This window comes from Paraburkholderia sp. J94, assembly GCF_905220285.1.
Classification (GTDB): Bacteria; Pseudomonadota; Gammaproteobacteria; order Burkholderiales; family Burkholderiaceae; genus Paraburkholderia; species Paraburkholderia tropica_A.
On record NZ_CAJMZH010000004.1, the window covers coordinates 54,217 to 69,255 of the forward strand.

The 15,039-nt window shown below is 66.0% G+C and carries 13 protein-coding genes; 8 read left to right on the forward strand and 5 right to left on the reverse strand.

Annotated features, from left to right (window positions below; translation table 11 throughout):
- Nucleotides 1-9: 9 nt before the first annotated feature.
- The 4 genes from U4Y88_RS09005 to U4Y88_RS09020 form a co-directional block, all read right to left on the reverse strand.
- A complete protein-coding gene (locus U4Y88_RS09005; protein ID WP_321783470.1) occupies nucleotides 10-228 on the reverse strand; it encodes a type II toxin-antitoxin system RelE/ParE family toxin in 219 nt (72 codons plus the stop codon).
- Nucleotides 225-506 (reverse strand): type II toxin-antitoxin system Phd/YefM family antitoxin, encoded by a 282-nt coding sequence (locus tag U4Y88_RS09010; RefSeq protein ID WP_224004992.1) that lies wholly within the window; start codon nucleotides 504-506, stop codon nucleotides 225-227. The genes U4Y88_RS09005 and U4Y88_RS09010 overlap by 4 nt, the downstream gene beginning before the upstream one ends.
- A gap of 99 nt (nucleotides 507-605) precedes the next feature.
- A complete protein-coding gene (recN, locus tag U4Y88_RS09015) occupies nucleotides 606-2,285 on the reverse strand; it encodes a DNA repair protein RecN (RefSeq protein ID WP_321783472.1) in 1,680 nt (559 codons plus the stop codon).
- Nucleotides 2,286-2,343: 58 nt separating this feature from the next.
- A complete protein-coding gene (locus tag U4Y88_RS09020) occupies nucleotides 2,344-3,255 on the reverse strand; it encodes an NAD kinase (RefSeq protein WP_224004997.1) in 912 nt (303 codons plus the stop codon).
- On the opposite strand from U4Y88_RS09020, the gene hrcA reads away from it, so the two are divergent.
- From hrcA to U4Y88_RS09060, 8 genes are all read left to right on the forward strand, one after another.
- Nucleotides 3,185-4,540, forward strand: coding sequence for a heat-inducible transcriptional repressor HrcA (hrcA, locus tag U4Y88_RS09025; protein ID WP_415774414.1), 1,356 nt, complete (start codon nucleotides 3,185-3,187; stop codon nucleotides 4,538-4,540). The two genes, U4Y88_RS09020 and hrcA, sit on opposite strands and share 71 nt — an antisense overlap.
- Nucleotides 4,541-4,767: 227 nt before the next feature.
- A complete protein-coding gene (hemH, locus tag U4Y88_RS09030; protein WP_321783474.1) occupies nucleotides 4,768-5,847 on the forward strand; it encodes a ferrochelatase in 1,080 nt (359 codons plus the stop codon).
- Nucleotides 5,848-5,890: 43 nt separating this feature from the next.
- Nucleotides 5,891-6,298, forward strand: a complete 408-nt coding sequence (locus U4Y88_RS09035) for an RNA-binding S4 domain-containing protein (protein ID WP_321783476.1) — start codon at nucleotides 5,891-5,893, stop codon at nucleotides 6,296-6,298.
- Nucleotides 6,299-6,799: 501 nt separating this feature from the next.
- Nucleotides 6,800-7,360, forward strand: coding sequence for a nucleotide exchange factor GrpE (grpE, locus tag U4Y88_RS09040; RefSeq protein ID WP_224005197.1), 561 nt, complete (start codon nucleotides 6,800-6,802; stop codon nucleotides 7,358-7,360).
- A gap of 377 nt (nucleotides 7,361-7,737) precedes the next feature.
- The gene (gene dnaK / locus U4Y88_RS09045) at nucleotides 7,738-9,684 is read left to right on the forward strand and encodes a molecular chaperone DnaK (RefSeq protein WP_224005009.1); all 1,947 of its coding nucleotides are present in this window, start codon (nucleotides 7,738-7,740) and stop codon (nucleotides 9,682-9,684) included.
- Nucleotides 9,685-9,959: 275 nt separating this feature from the next.
- On the forward strand, nucleotides 9,960-11,090 hold the full coding sequence (gene dnaJ / locus U4Y88_RS09050) for a molecular chaperone DnaJ (protein ID WP_224005012.1): 1,131 nt from the start codon (nucleotides 9,960-9,962) through the stop codon (nucleotides 11,088-11,090).
- A 54-nt stretch (nucleotides 11,091-11,144) separates the two neighbouring features.
- Entirely contained in the window at nucleotides 11,145-13,073 is a 1,929-nt protein-coding gene (pabB, locus tag U4Y88_RS09055) for an aminodeoxychorismate synthase component I (RefSeq protein WP_321783478.1), read from the forward strand.
- A gap of 94 nt (nucleotides 13,074-13,167) precedes the next feature.
- On the forward strand, nucleotides 13,168-14,118 hold the full coding sequence (locus U4Y88_RS09060) for a cation diffusion facilitator family transporter (protein ID WP_224005018.1): 951 nt from the start codon (nucleotides 13,168-13,170) through the stop codon (nucleotides 14,116-14,118).
- A gap of 70 nt (nucleotides 14,119-14,188) precedes the next feature.
- Here U4Y88_RS09060 and panB read toward each other — a convergent pair whose 3' ends face one another.
- Complete coding sequence (panB, locus tag U4Y88_RS09065) at nucleotides 14,189-15,004, reverse strand: 3-methyl-2-oxobutanoate hydroxymethyltransferase (protein WP_224005021.1); 816 nt, start codon at nucleotides 15,002-15,004, stop codon at nucleotides 14,189-14,191.
- Between the last annotated feature and the right edge of the window lie 35 nt (nucleotides 15,005-15,039).

Here is a 15,039-nt window from a genome sequence, read left to right on the forward strand (position 1 = left end):
TGTCGACGATCAGGTCATACCCGCGACCACTTGACGGAAACCGGGCAGGCCGAGTTCTGCCAGCTCGGGCGGGGTCGATCCAGATTGCGGAAACTTCGCGAGCAGGGTGACGGCGTCTTCGATGCTCGCAAAGGTCGCGAGCCAGGTTTCATTGCCGAATTTCGTGCGCAAATAACGCCGCAAGTCCTGCAAGTCGTCCCGCGCGGAGCGCAGAAAGACGACGTTCATACGAGGCCGTCGTCCTTGTCCATTTGCTTCAGTTCGGCGAATACGTCGTCTGCCGCGATGACCTGGCCTGCTTCGATTTCCTTGCGACCCAAGGCTAGTAGCTTGAGCAGCGCGAGCGTCTGCTGCATGTCGTCGTACGACTGCGCATCTTGCACGATGACCTTGGGTTCGCCGCCCTCGGTGATGAGCAGCGGCTCGCGGCTTTGCGCAACCTCACGAACGATCTCGGCCGCATGATTTTCCAGGTAGCTGACGGGTTTGATCTGAGCAGGCTTCATGTCCACCTCGTTGCCCTCATTCGGAACGGATAACCGGACAAACTATAGGCCGGTTCGCGCGTGTCCGCCTTGCCGTATCCGGCATGCCGTGCCCGCGCCTCACGCCGCCAACATCTCCTTCGCATGCCGCCGCGTGGTCGCGGTGATCTCCAGCCCGCCGAGCATGCGCGCGACTTCCTCCACGCGGCCCGGCCTGTCGAGCGGCGTGACGACCGAAACCGTGCCGCCGTTGCCGTCGCCGGACTTCGACACCTGGAAGTGGTGATCGCCGCGCGCGGCCACTTGCGGCAAGTGCGTGACGCACAGCACCTGGCGCGCGTGCCCGAGCTGATGCAGCAGACGGCCGACCACTTCGGCCACGCCGCCGCCGATGCCCGTGTCCACTTCGTCGAAGATCAGCGTGGGCGTGGGGCTCGCGGCGCTCGCGATCACCGCGAGCGCGAGGCTGATACGCGCGAGTTCGCCGCCCGAGGCGATCTTCGCGAGCGGGCGCAGCGGCACGCCCGCGTGGCCCGCGACGCGGAATTCGATCTGCTCCAGACCGTGCTGGCCGCCGATCGGCTCGCCGTTCGAGCCGTTGCCGAGCGGCACCAGCGCGACGTCGAAGCTGCCGCCCGCCATCGACAATTCCTGCATGCCCTGCGTGACCGCCGCGCCGAGCGCGTGCGCGGCCTTGGCGCGCGCCTTCGAGAGCTGACGCGCTTCGGCGAGGTAGAGGTTCTGCGCCTTGTCCGCGGCGGCGCGCAGGCCGTCGAGGTCGGAGGCGGCGTCGAGCGCGGCGAGCTGCTGGCGGCGCGCCGCGTGCTCGTCGGGCAGCGACTCGGCCGGCAGGCGGAACTTGCGCGACGCCGAATGCAGCGCGTCCAGACGATGTTCCACCTGGGCGAGCCGATGCGGATCGAGGTCGAGACGCTGCGCGTAGTGCGAGAGCGAATACGACGCTTCCTGAAGCTGGATCGCGGCCGGTTCGAGCGCGGCGAGCGCGTCGTTGAGTTCGTTGTCGACTTCGGCGAGGTCGCGCAGCTTCGAGACGATCGAATTCAGATGCGAAATCATCGCGTCGTCGGATTCGGAAAGCGCCGCGAGCGCGCCTTGCACGCCGTCGATCAGATTCGCCGAATTCGAAAGCCGCGTGTGCTCCGCGTTCACTTCTTCCCACTCGCCCGGCTGCGGCGCGAGCTTGTCGAGTTCGGCGAGCTGCCACGCGAGGCGCTCGCGTTCCAGTTGCAGTTCGCGGTCGCGCGACATGGCGGTCTGCACGGCCAGGCGCGCATCGCGCGCGTCGCGCCACGTGCGCGTGACGGCGGCGGCGAGATCGGTCAGGCCCGCGTGCGTGTCGAACAGCTCGCGCTGCGCGTCGGGGCGCATCAGCAGTTGATGCGCGTGCTGGCCGTGAATATCGACGAGCCGCTCGCCCACATCGCGCAGTTGCGCGAGCGTGGCCGGCGTGCCGTTGATGAAGGCGCGCGAGCGGCCGTTACTGTCGACGACGCGGCGCAGCATGACGACGCGCTCGCCGTCGGGCAGCGCGAGCGCGTGCTCGTCGAGCCATTGCTGGATGTGCGGCGGCGTGTCGAATTCGGCGGTGATGTCGGCGCGGCTTTCGCCCGTGCGCACGACGCCCGCGTCGGCGCGCGCGCCGAGCGTCAGCGCGAGGGCGTCGATGAGAATCGACTTGCCGGCGCCCGTCTCGCCGGAGAACACGGAAAAACCGCTGTCGAATTCGAGGTCGAGCGCGGCGACGATCACGAAGTCGCGTATCGAAAGGTGGCGGAGCATGGCGTCTTGAGTCGGGCTGGCGTGCCGTTTATACAGTGTTGTGGCGGGGTGGCCGCGCTTAGTCCTGCGGGTCGTCCTGCAGCGACGGATGCTCGTTCCAGTGCAGCTTCTTGCGCAGCGTGCGGTAGTAGCTATAGCCGACCGGATGCAGGAAGGGCACGGTATGACGCGAGCGGCGCACTTCGATGACGTCGTTCAGCTCGACGGCCGTGAACGACTGCATGTCGAAATTCACGTTGACGTCGCGGCCCGCAACGATCTGGATGCTCACCTTGCAGTCGTCGGGCAGCACGATCGGGCGGTTCGAGAGCGCGTGCGGCGCGATCGGCACGAGCACGATGCCCTGCAGCTGCGGATGCAGGATCGGCCCCTGCGACGACAGCGCGTAAGCCGTCGAGCCCGTGGGCGTGGCGACGATCAGGCCGTCCGAGCGCTGGTTGTACATGAAGCGCCCGTCCACGTGCACGCGCAGCTCCGCCATGCCGGAGAAGCCGCTGCGGTTCACGACCACGTCGTTGAAGGCGAGCGCGTGATAGATCGGGTCGCCGTCGCGCGTGATGCGCGATTCGAGCAGCGAGCGCTCCTCGCGCTCGAAGCTGCCCGCGAGCAGTTGCGGCACGATCTCCTGCATGTCGGAGAACGGGATGTCGGTGATGAAACCGAGCCGCCCGTGGTTGATGCCGATGAGCGGCGTGCGGTAGGGCGCGAGCTGGCGGCCGATGCCGAGCATCGTGCCGTCGCCGCCGAGCACCACGGCCACGTCCGCGCGCGCGCCGATTTCGGCGGGCTGGAGCGCGGGATAGCCGCTGGCGCCGATTTCCTGGGCGGTCTGCGCTTCGAACACGACTTCGAAGCCGCGTTGCGAAATAGTCTGGGCGAGCGCCATCAGCGGCTCGCCGATGCCTTGCGTGTTACTGCGCCCGACGAGCGCAACCGTCTTGAACTGGCTCTGGATCTTCTGGATCTGCATGCCGCAATTACACCATAGTCAGGTCCCGAAAAGAACCTGGGAGCCAATACGGGCGGGGCAGCGGGCGAAAAAACACGCCTTCCGCGGCCATGCGCCCGTGCGCGCTTTTCTCGTGAAACGCGGCGCCTTTCTCGCAAAAGCTGGTGACGCGCCGATGACAGCCGTGCATTTCGCCCGATATGCCGCGCGCCGGGCGGCCCACGGACGCCCGGCCGCCCGCGTGCGTACTCGCCCCGAACCCGGCATTAGGCTAAAATTTTCAGTCATGTTAGATCCCCGCGCACAAACCCTCCTCAAGACGCTGATCGAGCGCTACATCGCCGAAGGTCAGCCGGTCGGCTCGCGCACGCTGTCGCGATTCTCCGGGCTGGAACTGAGCCCGGCGACCATCCGCAACGTGATGTCGGACCTGGAGGAGCTGGGGCTCGTCTCGAGTCCGCACACCTCGGCTGGCCGCGTGCCCACGCCGCGCGGCTACCGTTTGTTCGTCGACACCATGCTCACGGTGGAGCCCTCCGCCGACGAGGACGCCCTCACGCGCGCGGTGAAAACCACGCTGCGCCCCGGCGAGCCGCAGAAAGTGGTGGCGGCGGCGGCCAGCGTGCTCTCGAACCTCTCGCAGTTCGCGGGCGTGGTGCTGACGCCGCGCCGCAGCCACGTGTTCAAGCAGATCGAGTTCATGCGCCTGTCGGACAAGCGCATCCTGCTGATCATCGTGACGCCCGAAGGCGACGTGCAGAACCGCATCATGGCGACGCAGCGCGACTTCGCGCCTTCCGAGCTGATCGAAGCCTCCAATTACATCAACGCGCATTTCGCGGGCCTCTCGTTCGACGAGGTGCGCCGCCGGCTGCGCGAGGAAATCGACGCGCTGCGCGGCGACATGACCACGCTGATGCACGCGGCCGTGACCGCGAGCACCGAGGAATCCGACACCGGCGAGACCGTGCTCATCTCCGGCGAGCGCAACCTGCTCGAAGTGGCCGATCTGTCCTCGGACATGGCGCGGCTGCGCAAGCTGTTCGACGTGTTCGACCAGAAGACCAGCCTGCTGCAACTGCTGGACGTCTCCAGCCACGCGCAGGGCGTGCAGATCTTCATTGGCGGCGAGTCGCAACTCGTGCCGATCGAGGAAATGAGCGTGGTGACCGCGCCGTACGAAGTGAACGGCAAGATCGTGGGCACGCTCGGCGTGATCGGCCCGACGCGCATGGCCTACAACCGCGTGATTCCGATCGTGGACATCACCGCGCGGCTGCTTTCGCTCACGCTCAGCCAGAACTAGGGCAAAACCCGGCGCCTTGCAGGTCATGATCGGCGAAAGCGGGGCGGCGCGCCATTAGCCGAATGGCTAACGTTGCAGCGCGAGCGTTGCGGCGCCGCTGCGTTGCCCAGCCCACACCCGCTGCAAGTTCATCGCACCCGCACCGCCTGGCCCACCGTAAGCCGCCCGCTATAATGATCCCTTGTGCAACCGTTGCTGCGCTGCTCGCGCGGCGTCCCTGATCGCCTATGCGTTTCGACCTCGAGCGGCCCCTGCAATCCGCTGTCGCGCATCGCGTTGCGGTGCTGCTCATCAATCTCGGCACGCCCGACGCGCCCACGCCGCGCGCCGTGCGCCGCTATCTCGCGCAGTTTCTCTCCGACCCGCGCGTGGTCGAGATCCCCGCGCCGATCTGGCAGGTGATCCTGCGCGCGCTGATCCTGCCGCTGCGCGGACGCTCGTCGGCGAAAAAATACGCGGCCGTCTGGACGCCCGAAGGCTCGCCGCTGCGCGTGCACACGCAGAAGCAGACCGACGCGCTGCGTCATCTGCTGCAAATCAACGACTACACCGTGATCGTCGATTACGCGATGCGTTACGGCACGCCCGATATTCCGGCGATGCTCAATCAGCTCAAGCTCGCGGGCGCCGAACGCATCCTGCTGGTGCCGATGTATCCGCAGTATTCGGCCTCGACCACGGCCACCGCCTTCGACGCCGCGTTTGCTGCACTGCGGCGTATGCGCAATCAGCCCGAGATCCGCACGCTGCGCGGCTATCACGACCATCCGGCCTATATCGCCGCGCTGGCTGCGCAGGTACATCACTACTGGAACGCGCACGGCAGGCCCGATTTCGCGGCCGGGGATCGTCTCGTGCTCAGCTTTCACGGCGTGCCGAGCCGCACGCTCGATCTCGGCGACCCGTATCACGAGCAATGCCAGCAGACCGCGTCGCTGCTGATGCACGCGCTGGAACTCACGTCGGTCGAGTGCCGCGTCACGTTCCAGTCGCGTTTCGGGCGCGCGCAGTGGCTCCAGCCTTACACGGCGCCCACGCTCAAGGAACTGGGCGAAGCGGGCGTGCGGCGCGCGGACGTGTTCTGTCCGGGTTTCACGGCCGACTGCCTGGAAACCATCGAGGAAATCGGCATGGAAGTGCGCGACGAATTCCTGCACGGCGGCGGCAAGGAGTTCCACCGTATTCCGTGCCTGAACGACTCGCGCGCGTGGATCGCGGCGCTTGGCGAAATCGTGGCGCAGAACCTGCAAGGCTGGCCCGTGCAGGCGGCGACCGCGCACACCGGCGCGGCGGGCGCAGTGGCGTGAGGCCGCTGAACTGCGCGCGGGTCGCTTAATCAGGACGCAACGTATGAACTACAAAATCTCGACCGAACCGGGCGCGCGCCTGCGCATCGATAAGTGGCTCTGGGCCGCGCGCTTTTTCAAGACGCGCTCGCTGGCCACGGACGCGGTCGGCAAAGGGCGCGTGCGTATCGGCGGCGAGGCGGTGAAGGCGTCGAAGGACGTGCGCGTGGGCGACCGCGTCGAATTCGAGATCGATCACGTGGTCTGGGAAGTGGATGTGCTGGGCATTTGCGACGTGCGCGGCCCGGCCAGCATCGCGCAGACGCTCTATGCGGAAACCGAAGCCGCGCGCGCCCGGCGCGCCGCGGAACAGGAGCGGCGCCGGCTCTTTCGCGAACCGGCAGCCGTGTTGCAGGGCAGGCCGACCAAGCGCGACCGCCGCACTATCGACAAACTTTCGCGTGAGGATTGAAAAGCGCTTCCATCGTGGCGTGGACGCCACCGTATTCGGTGGTGTTCTCGTTCACGGCGCCGGACATGCAGATGGTCGTGGTTCCGGCAATGAGTACCAGAGCGACCACCGATATGGCAAAGGTCAGTTTCACGGTACCCCCAGGGGATCGCGCCAAAACGGCCAGGCAGACCCGGTTTCGGGTCCAATCGGTGCGGTGCGTGACTCAGGGTATACGTGTGATGAGCAGCACCTGTTCCTGAGTGTAGGTCAGGCGCGCGGCGCACTCAATTTCATTTCTTCCGCACTGCGGTAATGATTGTAACGGGTGGTTTCTGCGGTTTGACCCTTGTATAAAAAACCGCTGAAAAGCCCTTGAAACAAGCGATCCGGCACCCATGTGCTGTCGCAATGTACGAAGCATCTGTCGCGCCGGCGCAACGGCGGCGGGAGCGGCGGAAAAACGGCCCGCGCGGGCCGGTGCTTTGTGTCCCTTTTTACTATTCAACGACGTTCAGCGACATGGAAAACACGCAAGAGAACCCGACGAGCCAGAACCCCACGCCCGCGGACGAGGCGTCCCAAGCCGCGGCGCAGCCGCAGGCCGAAGCCGGCCAGGCCGAGCAAGGCGGCGTGGACGCCGCGCTTGCCGAGGCGCAAGCGAAGGTCGCCGAGCTGCAGGACGCCTTCATCCGCGCCAAGGCCGAGACGGAAAACGTCCGCCGCCGCGCGCAGGAAGACGTCACCAAGGCGCACAAGTTCGCCATCGAAAACTTCGCCGAGCACCTGCTGCCGGTGGTCGACAGCCTCGAAGCCGCGCTCGCGCACGGCTCGGACGACCTCGCGAAGGTCAACGAAGGCGTCGAGCTCACGCTCAAGCAACTGAGCGGCGCGCTCGAGAAGGGCAAGGTCCTCGCGATCAACCCGGTCGGCGAGAAGTTCGATCCGCACCGCCATCAGGCTATCTCGATGGTGCCGTCGGAGCAGGAAGCCAACACCGTCGTCAGCGTGCTGCAAAAGGGCTATGTGATCGCCGACCGCGTGCTGCGTCCGGCGCTCGTCACGGTTTCACAGCCGAAGTAAGCGGGCGAAACAAGCGGTGTAAATGGCGCGCGCCGCGCAGCGTCGGCGCTCAGACTGAAGACGCGGCGTCGCGCAGCCGTAATCCGCATTAGCGCAGTGGCGCTTTCCAGCGGCCTTGCGGTCGTTTCGTAAGGCGTTAGAAAGCGAAGGTGGCGCTTTTTCCAAAACATCGCGAAAATGCGCCGCCGATTGAAAAAAATTAACGGACGCATAGCCCAAAGCTCTTGAAAAGCGCCAACTCGGCACTTATTTGGGCAGCAGTTCTGAATTGAAGTGGACGCCAGCCGCGATCACGCGGATTGCAACCTTGTTGAAACCGCGTCGAAAACCGCGCAAGCGGCGTCCGCGCAGCGATCAAAATTGGAGATTTGACAAAAATGGGCAAAATTATTGGTATTGACCTCGGCACCACGAACTCGTGCGTGGCGCTGATGGAAGGCAATCAGGTCAAGGTGATCGAGAATTCCGAAGGCGCCCGTACGACGCCGTCGATCATCGCCTACATGGACGACAACGAAGTCCTGGTCGGCGCGCCGGCCAAGCGCCAGTCGGTCACGAACCCGCGCAACACGCTTTACGCGGTCAAGCGCCTGATCGGCCGCCGCTTCGACGAGAAGGAAGTGCAGAAGGACATCAACCTGATGCCCTACAAGATCGTCAAGCACGACAACGGCGACGCATGGGTCGAAGCGCATGGCCAGAACCTGGCGCCGTCGCAGGTTTCCGCAGAAGTCCTGCGCAAGATGAAGAAGACCGCTGAAGACTACCTCGGCGAGCCGGTCACCGAAGCCGTGATCACGGTTCCCGCGTACTTCAACGACAGCCAGCGTCAGGCGACCAAGGACGCCGGCCGCATCGCCGGTCTGGAAGTCAAGCGCATCATCAACGAACCGACGGCAGCCGCGCTCGCGTTCGGTCTGGACAAGGCCGAAAAGGGCGACCGCAAGATCGCCGTGTTCGACCTCGGCGGCGGCACGTTCGACATCTCGATCATCGAAATCGCCGACGTTGACGGCGAAATGCAGTTCGAAGTGCTCTCGACGAACGGCGACACGTTCCTCGGCGGCGAAGACTTCGACCAGCGCATCATCGATTACATCATCGGCGAGTTCAAGAAGGAGCAGGGCGTCGACCTCTCGAAGGACGTGCTCGCGCTGCAACGCCTGAAGGAAGCCGCTGAAAAGGCCAAGATCGAACTCTCGTCGGGCCAGCAGACCGAAATCAACCTGCCGTACATCACGGCGGACGCCTCGGGTCCGAAGCACTTGAACCTGAAGATCACGCGCGCCAAGCTGGAAGCGCTGGTCGAAGACCTGATCGAGCGCACCATGGAGCCGTGCCGCGTCGCGATCAAGGACGCAGGCGTGAAGGTCGGCGACATCGACGACGTGATTCTCGTCGGCGGCCAGACGCGTATGCCGAAGGTGCAGGAAAAGGTGAAGGAGTTCTTCGGCAAGGATCCGCGCCGTGACGTGAACCCGGACGAAGCCGTGGCCGTGGGCGCCGCGATTCAAGGTCAGGTTCTGTCGGGCGACCGCAAGGACGTGCTGCTGCTCGACGTCACCCCGCTCTCGCTCGGTATCGAGACGCTCGGCGGCGTGATGACGAAGATGATCAACAAGAACACCACGATCCCGACCAAGCACGCTCAGGTCTACTCGACGGCGGACGACAGCCAGTCGGCCGTGACGATCAAGGTGTTCCAGGGCGAACGCGAAATGGCAGCGGGCAACAAGCTGCTGGGCGAGTTCAACCTCGAAGGCATTCCGCCCGCACCGCGCGGCGTGCCGCAGATCGAAGTGAGCTTCGACATCGACGCGAACGGCATTCTGCACGTGGGCGCGAAGGACAAGGCGACCGGCAAGGAAAACCGCATCACCATCAAGGCGAACTCGGGCCTGTCGGAAGCCGAAATCGAAAAGATGGTGAAGGACGCCGAAGCGAACGCGGAAGAAGATCACCGTCTGCGTGAGCTGGCCGACGCGCGCAACCAGGGCGACGCGCTGGTTCACAGCACGAAGAAGGCCGTGGCCGAGTACGGCGACAAGATCGACGCTTCCGAAAAGGAAAAGATCGAAGCCGCGCTGAAGGAACTCGAAGACACGCTGAAGGATTCGTCGGCTGACAAGGCCACGATCGAGGCGAAGGTCGAGACGCTGTCGACGGCATCGCAGAAGCTCGGCGAAAAGATGTACGCCGACATGCAGGCGCAGCAAGCCGGTGCGGCAGCGGGCGCAGGCGCCGAAGCCGGTGCCGAGCAGGCCGCGAAGAACGACGCCGACGACGTGGTCGACGCCGAGTTCAAGGAAGTCAAGAAGGACTAAGCCGGTTCGAACGGGCCGCCGCCCCCGGGTGGCGGCTTGAATGAATACCGGAGCACGGCCGCATCGGTTACGATGCGCGTCAGCATTGCAGCGCCTGGCGAGCCTTCCGGCTCTCCGGGCACATTTGTTTTATGGAGGCCGTTCTGTAACAGGGGCTGCGCGGGCGCGAAAAGCGCCGGCGCGGGGCGTGAAAGGAACGGCTAACGGGTCACGAGATCCAGCATTCAAGAGGAGCCGGCGTGCGCTGCAAAGCGTCAGGCCGGCGTTGAACCGATATGGCGAAACGGGATTACTACGAGGTTCTGGGCGTCGCGAAGAACGCGAGCGACGACGAAATCAAGAAGGCGTATCGCAAGCTCGCGATGAAGTATCACCCCGACCGCAATCCGGACAACAAGGATGCGGAAGAGCATTTCAAGGAGGTCAAAGAGGCCTACGAAATGCTGTCGGACTCGCAAAAGCGCGCGGCATACGACCAGTACGGCCATGCGGGCGTCGATCCCAACATGGGCGGCGCGGGCGCGCAGGGCTTCGGCGGTTTCGCCGACGCCTTCGGCGATATTTTCGGCGACATCTTCGGCCAGGCCGCCGGTCAGCGCGGCGGCCGCAGCGGCCCGCAGGTGTATCGCGGCGCGGACCTGCGCTACAGCATGGAAATCACGCTGGAGCAGGCGGCGCACGGCTACGAGACGCAAATCCGCGTGCCGGGCTGGAGCGGCTGCGAGGTCTGCCACGGCTCGGGCGCGAAGCCGGGCACCAAGCCCGAAACCTGCCCGACCTGCCACGGCTCTGGCCAGGTGCGCATGTCGCAGGGCTTCTTCAGCATCCAGCAGACCTGCCCGAAGTGCCACGGCACAGGTTCCTACATTCCCGAACCCTGCACGGCCTGCCACGGCGCGGGCAAGGTGAAGGAAACCAAGACGCTCGAAGTGAAGATTCCGGCGGGCATCGACGACGGCATGCGCATCCGCTCGGCCGGCAACGGCGAGCCGGGCATCAACGGCGGTCCGTCGGGCGACCTGTATGTGGAAATCCACATCAAGCAGCACGCGGTGTTCGAGCGTGACGGCGACGACCTGCATTGCCAGATGCCGATTCCGTTCACCACGGCGGCGCTCGGCGGCGAGATCGAAGTCCCCACGCTGGCGGGCCGCGCGACCTTCACGGTCCCGGAAGGCACGCAGTCGGGCAAGACGTTCCGTCTGCGCGGCAAGGGCATCAAGGGTCTGCGTTCGAGCATCGCGGGCGATCTGTACGTGCACGTGCAGGTCGAAACGCCGGTCAAGCTCACCGACAATCAGCGCGATCTGCTCCAGCAGTTCGAGAAGTCGCTCGTGGAAGGCGGTTCGCGCCACAGCCCGCAGAGCAAGAGCTGGTTCGACCGCGTGAAGAGTTTCTTCGACTGATGCGCGTTCGCCCGCGCATTGCGGTGTATCGATGCAGTAGCAGGTAGCAAGTCCATGGCAGTCAATCCTGGCGGCGCGGTCTTCGCGCTGCTCGACGACGGCGACTCGACGGCCACGCGCCGTTCGAGCCGTCTCTACACGGGGTTCGTGCGCGAAGTCGCGTGCGAACGCGCGGCGGATCTCGACGCGGCCTGCGCCCAGGTGCAGGCCGACCAGCGCGCGGGGCTCCACGCGCTCGTGATCGGCGACTACGAATTCGGGCGCGCGCTCGAATTCGCGAAGCACGACGCGGCGCTGTCGCCGGCCTCGTCCGCGTCCGACGAATCCCACGTTTCAGAAACGCAGCACGGCCACGCCGCGCTGCGTTTTTTATTGTTCGCGCACTGCGAAAAGCTCTCGCGCGAGGAAGCCGACGCCTGGCTCGCCGCGCGCGAAGGCAGCGAGTCGCCCGCGCCCGCCGGTATCGCGGCGGTGACGATGGGCGTCGATCGCGAGCGCTTCGAGCACGACATCCATGCCGTGCAGGACGCCTTGCGCATCGGCGACTCGTATCAGATCAACTACACGTACCGGCTCGATTTCGAGACGTTCGGCGCGCCGGTCGCGCTGTATCGCCGTCTGCGCGAGCGTCAGCGCGTGCGTTATGGCGCGCTGATCGCGCTGCCCGGCGACCGCTGGGTGCTCTCGTGCTCGCCGGAACTGTTCGTCGAAAAGCACGGCGAGACCTTGCGTGCGAAACCGATGAAGGGCACCGCCGCGCGTGACGCCGATACGGCGCGCGATGCCGCCGCCGCGCAATTCCTCGCGAACGATCCGAAGAATCGCGCCGAAAACGTGATGATCGTCGATCTCCTGCGCAACGATCTGTCGCGCGTGGCGCAGACGGGCTCGGTGCGCGTGCCGGCGTTGTTCAGCGTCGAGCCGTATGCGTCGGTCTGGCAGATGACCTCGACGGTCGAGGCGACCGTGCGCGCGGGCACCACGTTCGCCGACGCGATGCGCGCGCTGTTCCCATGCGGCTCGATCACGGGCGCGCCCAAGCATCGCACGATGGAGCTGATCGAGGCGCTGGAGCACGGGCCGCGCCGGCTGTACACGGGCACGATCGGCTGGCTCGACGCCGCGCCGGAAGGCGAGGCATGCGGCGACTTTTGTCTCTCGGTCGTGATCCGCACGCTGACGCTCGAAGCGGCGCAAGCCGAACAAACCGGCGATATCGCGCCGATGCGCCGCGGCCAGATGGGAGTGGGCGCGGGCATCGTGCTCGACAGCGTGGCCGCCGACGAATACGAGGAGTGCCGCTTGAAAGCGCGTTTCCTGACTCAGGCCGATCCCGGCCTCGAACTGTTCGAGACGATGTACGCGACGCGCGCAGAAGGCGTGCGTCACCTCGACCGTCATCTCGCACGGCTCGCGGCGAGCGCTGCGTGGCTCGGTTTTCCGTGCGACGTCGAGGCGCTGCGTGCGCGTCTGAGCGAGACCTGCGCGGCGTTCGGCGACGAACACGCGCCGCATCGCGTGCGCGTGGCGCTCGGCAAGCACGGCGAGTTCGCGCTGACGAGCGCGCCGCTTGCGCCGTTGGCGCAGGACACCGTCGGCGTGCTGCTCGCCCCGGATCACGGCTACGCGCCGGTCGCATCCGCCGACGCGCTGTTGCTGCGCAAATCCACGCGCCGCGCCGACTTCGACCGTGCGTGGCGCGAGGCGGAGGCGCAGGGCGGCTTCGACATGCTGTTCTTCAACGAACGCGGCGAACTGACCGAAGGCGGGCGCTCGAACGTGTTCGTGAAGCTCGAAGGCCAGTGGTTCACGCCGCCGCTCGCGTCGGGGCTGCTGCCGGGCGTGATGCGCGGCGCGCTGCTCGACGACGCGGCGTTCGGCGCACAGGAGCGCGTGCTCACGCGCGACGACGTGCTCAACGCCGAAGCGCTGCTGCTCACCAACGCGCTGCGTGGCGCAGTGCCCGCGCGCTTGATCCGCTGAACCGGACGGCGCAGCACAGGCGCGCGACAGATTTCGCGCGCCTCGGTTAGCCTGCTAGCTGCCTGGCCCCGGCGGGGCCGCGGAGGACGGCGGCATGGCAGCACCTTCCCTTTTGAGCATGCAGGACGAGAGCGCCGTGCTGCGCTTCTCGATCGCCACCACGCTGCTGATCGCCACGGGCGGCGTGCTGTTCGGCCTCTTTTCCGGCTCCTTCTCGATCATCTTCGACGGCGTCTACTCGCTCGTCGACGCCAGCATGAGCGCGCTCGCGCTCGCCGTCGTCCGCCTGATCACGTCGCACGCGGTCGACGTCGATCTGCCGCGCAAATGGCGCGAGCGCTTCACGATGGGTTTCTGGCATCTCGAACCGATGGTGCTCGCGCTGAACGGCACGCTGCTCGTCGCGGTCACGGTCTATGCGCTGATCAACGCGATCACGAGCCTGCTGGGCGGTGGCCACGCGCTGCGTTTCGGTCCGGCGCTGCTCTACGCGGCGCTGACTGTGAGTGTCTGCGCCACGATGGCCGTGCTGGAGTTGCGCGCGAACCGGCGCATCCGCTCGGACTTCCTGCGGCTCGATATCAAGTCGTGGATCATGTCGGGCGGCATCACGGCCGCGCTGCTGATCGCGTTCGGCGCGGGCTACGCGATCGAGGGCACGGCGTGGGCGCGCTACGCGCCGTATATCGATCCCGCGGCGCTGGCGTTCGTCTGCGTGGTCATCATGCCGATTCCGCTCGCGGAGATCCGCCAGGCTCTGCTCGATATGCTGCTCGTGGCGCCCGCCGACCTCAAGGCGCAAGTCGATGCGATCGCCGTGAAGTTCGTCGAGCGCTACGCGTTCCAGTACCACCGCGCCTATGTGGCGAAGGTCGGGCGCTCGCGCGAAATCGAGTTGTATTTCGTGGTGTCGCCCGAGATGCCCGCGAAGCGGCTGGCCGAATGGGATGCGATCCGCGATGAGATCGGCCGGGCCATCGGCGGCGACGAGGCGCACCGCTGGCTGACGATCCTGTTCACCTGCGACCCGGAATGGGCGGAATGAAGCGGGAGGATGAAGCGGAGGAGTGAGCGCGGGCCGCGTTGGTTCGCGTCGGCCCGCGCGTGCAGCGGAATCAGAAAACGTGTTCGGGACCGGGGAACGAGCCGTCCTTCACGGCCTTCACGTAGGCGCGCACGGCCGATTCGATATCGGGCTGGCCCGCCATGAAATCCTTCACGAAACGCGGACGCTTGCCGGGGAAAATGCCCAGCATGTCGTGCAGCACCAGCACCTGACCCGAGCACTCGACGCCCGCGCCGATGCCGATCGTCGGAATGCGCAACTGCTTCGTGACTTCCGTGCCGAGCGCCGCCGGCACCGCCTCGATCACCACGAGCTGCGCGCCTGCGTCCTGCAGCGCGAGCGCGTCGCGGATCAGCTGGGTCGCGCCCGCATCGCTCTTGCCCTGTACCTTGAAGCCGCCGAACGCGTGCACCGACTGCGGCGTGAGACCGATGTGCGCGCACACCGGCACCGCGCGCTCGACCAGCATCTTGACGGTGGGCGCGAGCCATTCGCCGCCTTCGATCTTCACCATCTGCGCGCCCGCGCGCATCAGCTTGACCGAGTTTGCGAAGGCGTCTTCCGGCGTGCCGAACGTGCCGAACGGCAGATCGGCGACGATCAGCGCCTTGGGCTGCGCGCGCGCGACCGAGGCCGTGTGATAGGCGATGTCGTCGATGGTGACGGGCAGCGTGGTCGTGTGGCCCTGGAGCACGTTGCCGAGCGAGTCGCCGATCAGCACGGAATCGACGCCCGCGCGGTCGCACAGCGCCGAGAAGCTCGCGTCGTAGCAGGTCAGCATGGCGATGCGCTCGCCCGCGTCGCGCATGGCCTGGAGTTTGGGCACGGTGACCGCGCTGCGGCTCGTTTCCTGCAGGTAAGTCATGGGCAATCCGTTAGGGAAATAGAGAAAGCAGAGAG

Coding starts and splice junctions, on each gene's coding strand:
- U4Y88_RS09010 (WP_224004992.1), bottom strand. CDS start 506: ATGAAGCCTGCTCAGATCAAACCCGTCAGCTACCTGGAAAATCATGCG.
- recN (WP_321783472.1), bottom strand. CDS start 2,285: ATGCTCCGCCACCTTTCGATACGCGACTTCGTGATCGTCGCCGCGCTC.
- U4Y88_RS09060 (WP_224005018.1), top strand. CDS start 13,168: ATGGCAGCACCTTCCCTTTTGAGCATGCAGGACGAGAGCGCCGTGCTG.
- panB (WP_224005021.1), bottom strand. CDS start 15,004: ATGACTTACCTGCAGGAAACGAGCCGCAGCGCGGTCACCGTGCCCAAA.
- grpE (WP_224005197.1), top strand. CDS start 6,800: ATGGAAAACACGCAAGAGAACCCGACGAGCCAGAACCCCACGCCCGCG.
- U4Y88_RS09005 (WP_321783470.1), bottom strand. CDS start 228: ATGAACGTCGTCTTTCTGCGCTCCGCGCGGGACGACTTGCAGGACTTG.
- U4Y88_RS09035 (WP_321783476.1), top strand. CDS start 5,891: ATGAACTACAAAATCTCGACCGAACCGGGCGCGCGCCTGCGCATCGAT.
- U4Y88_RS09020 (WP_224004997.1), bottom strand. CDS start 3,255: ATGCAGATCCAGAAGATCCAGAGCCAGTTCAAGACGGTTGCGCTCGTC.
- hemH (WP_321783474.1), top strand. CDS start 4,768: ATGCGTTTCGACCTCGAGCGGCCCCTGCAATCCGCTGTCGCGCATCGC.
- dnaJ (WP_224005012.1), top strand. CDS start 9,960: ATGGCGAAACGGGATTACTACGAGGTTCTGGGCGTCGCGAAGAACGCG.
- dnaK (WP_224005009.1), top strand. CDS start 7,738: ATGGGCAAAATTATTGGTATTGACCTCGGCACCACGAACTCGTGCGTG.
- pabB (WP_321783478.1), top strand. CDS start 11,145: ATGGCAGTCAATCCTGGCGGCGCGGTCTTCGCGCTGCTCGACGACGGC.
- hrcA (WP_415774414.1), top strand. CDS start 3,185: ATGCCTTGCGTGTTACTGCGCCCGACGAGCGCAACCGTCTTGAACTGG.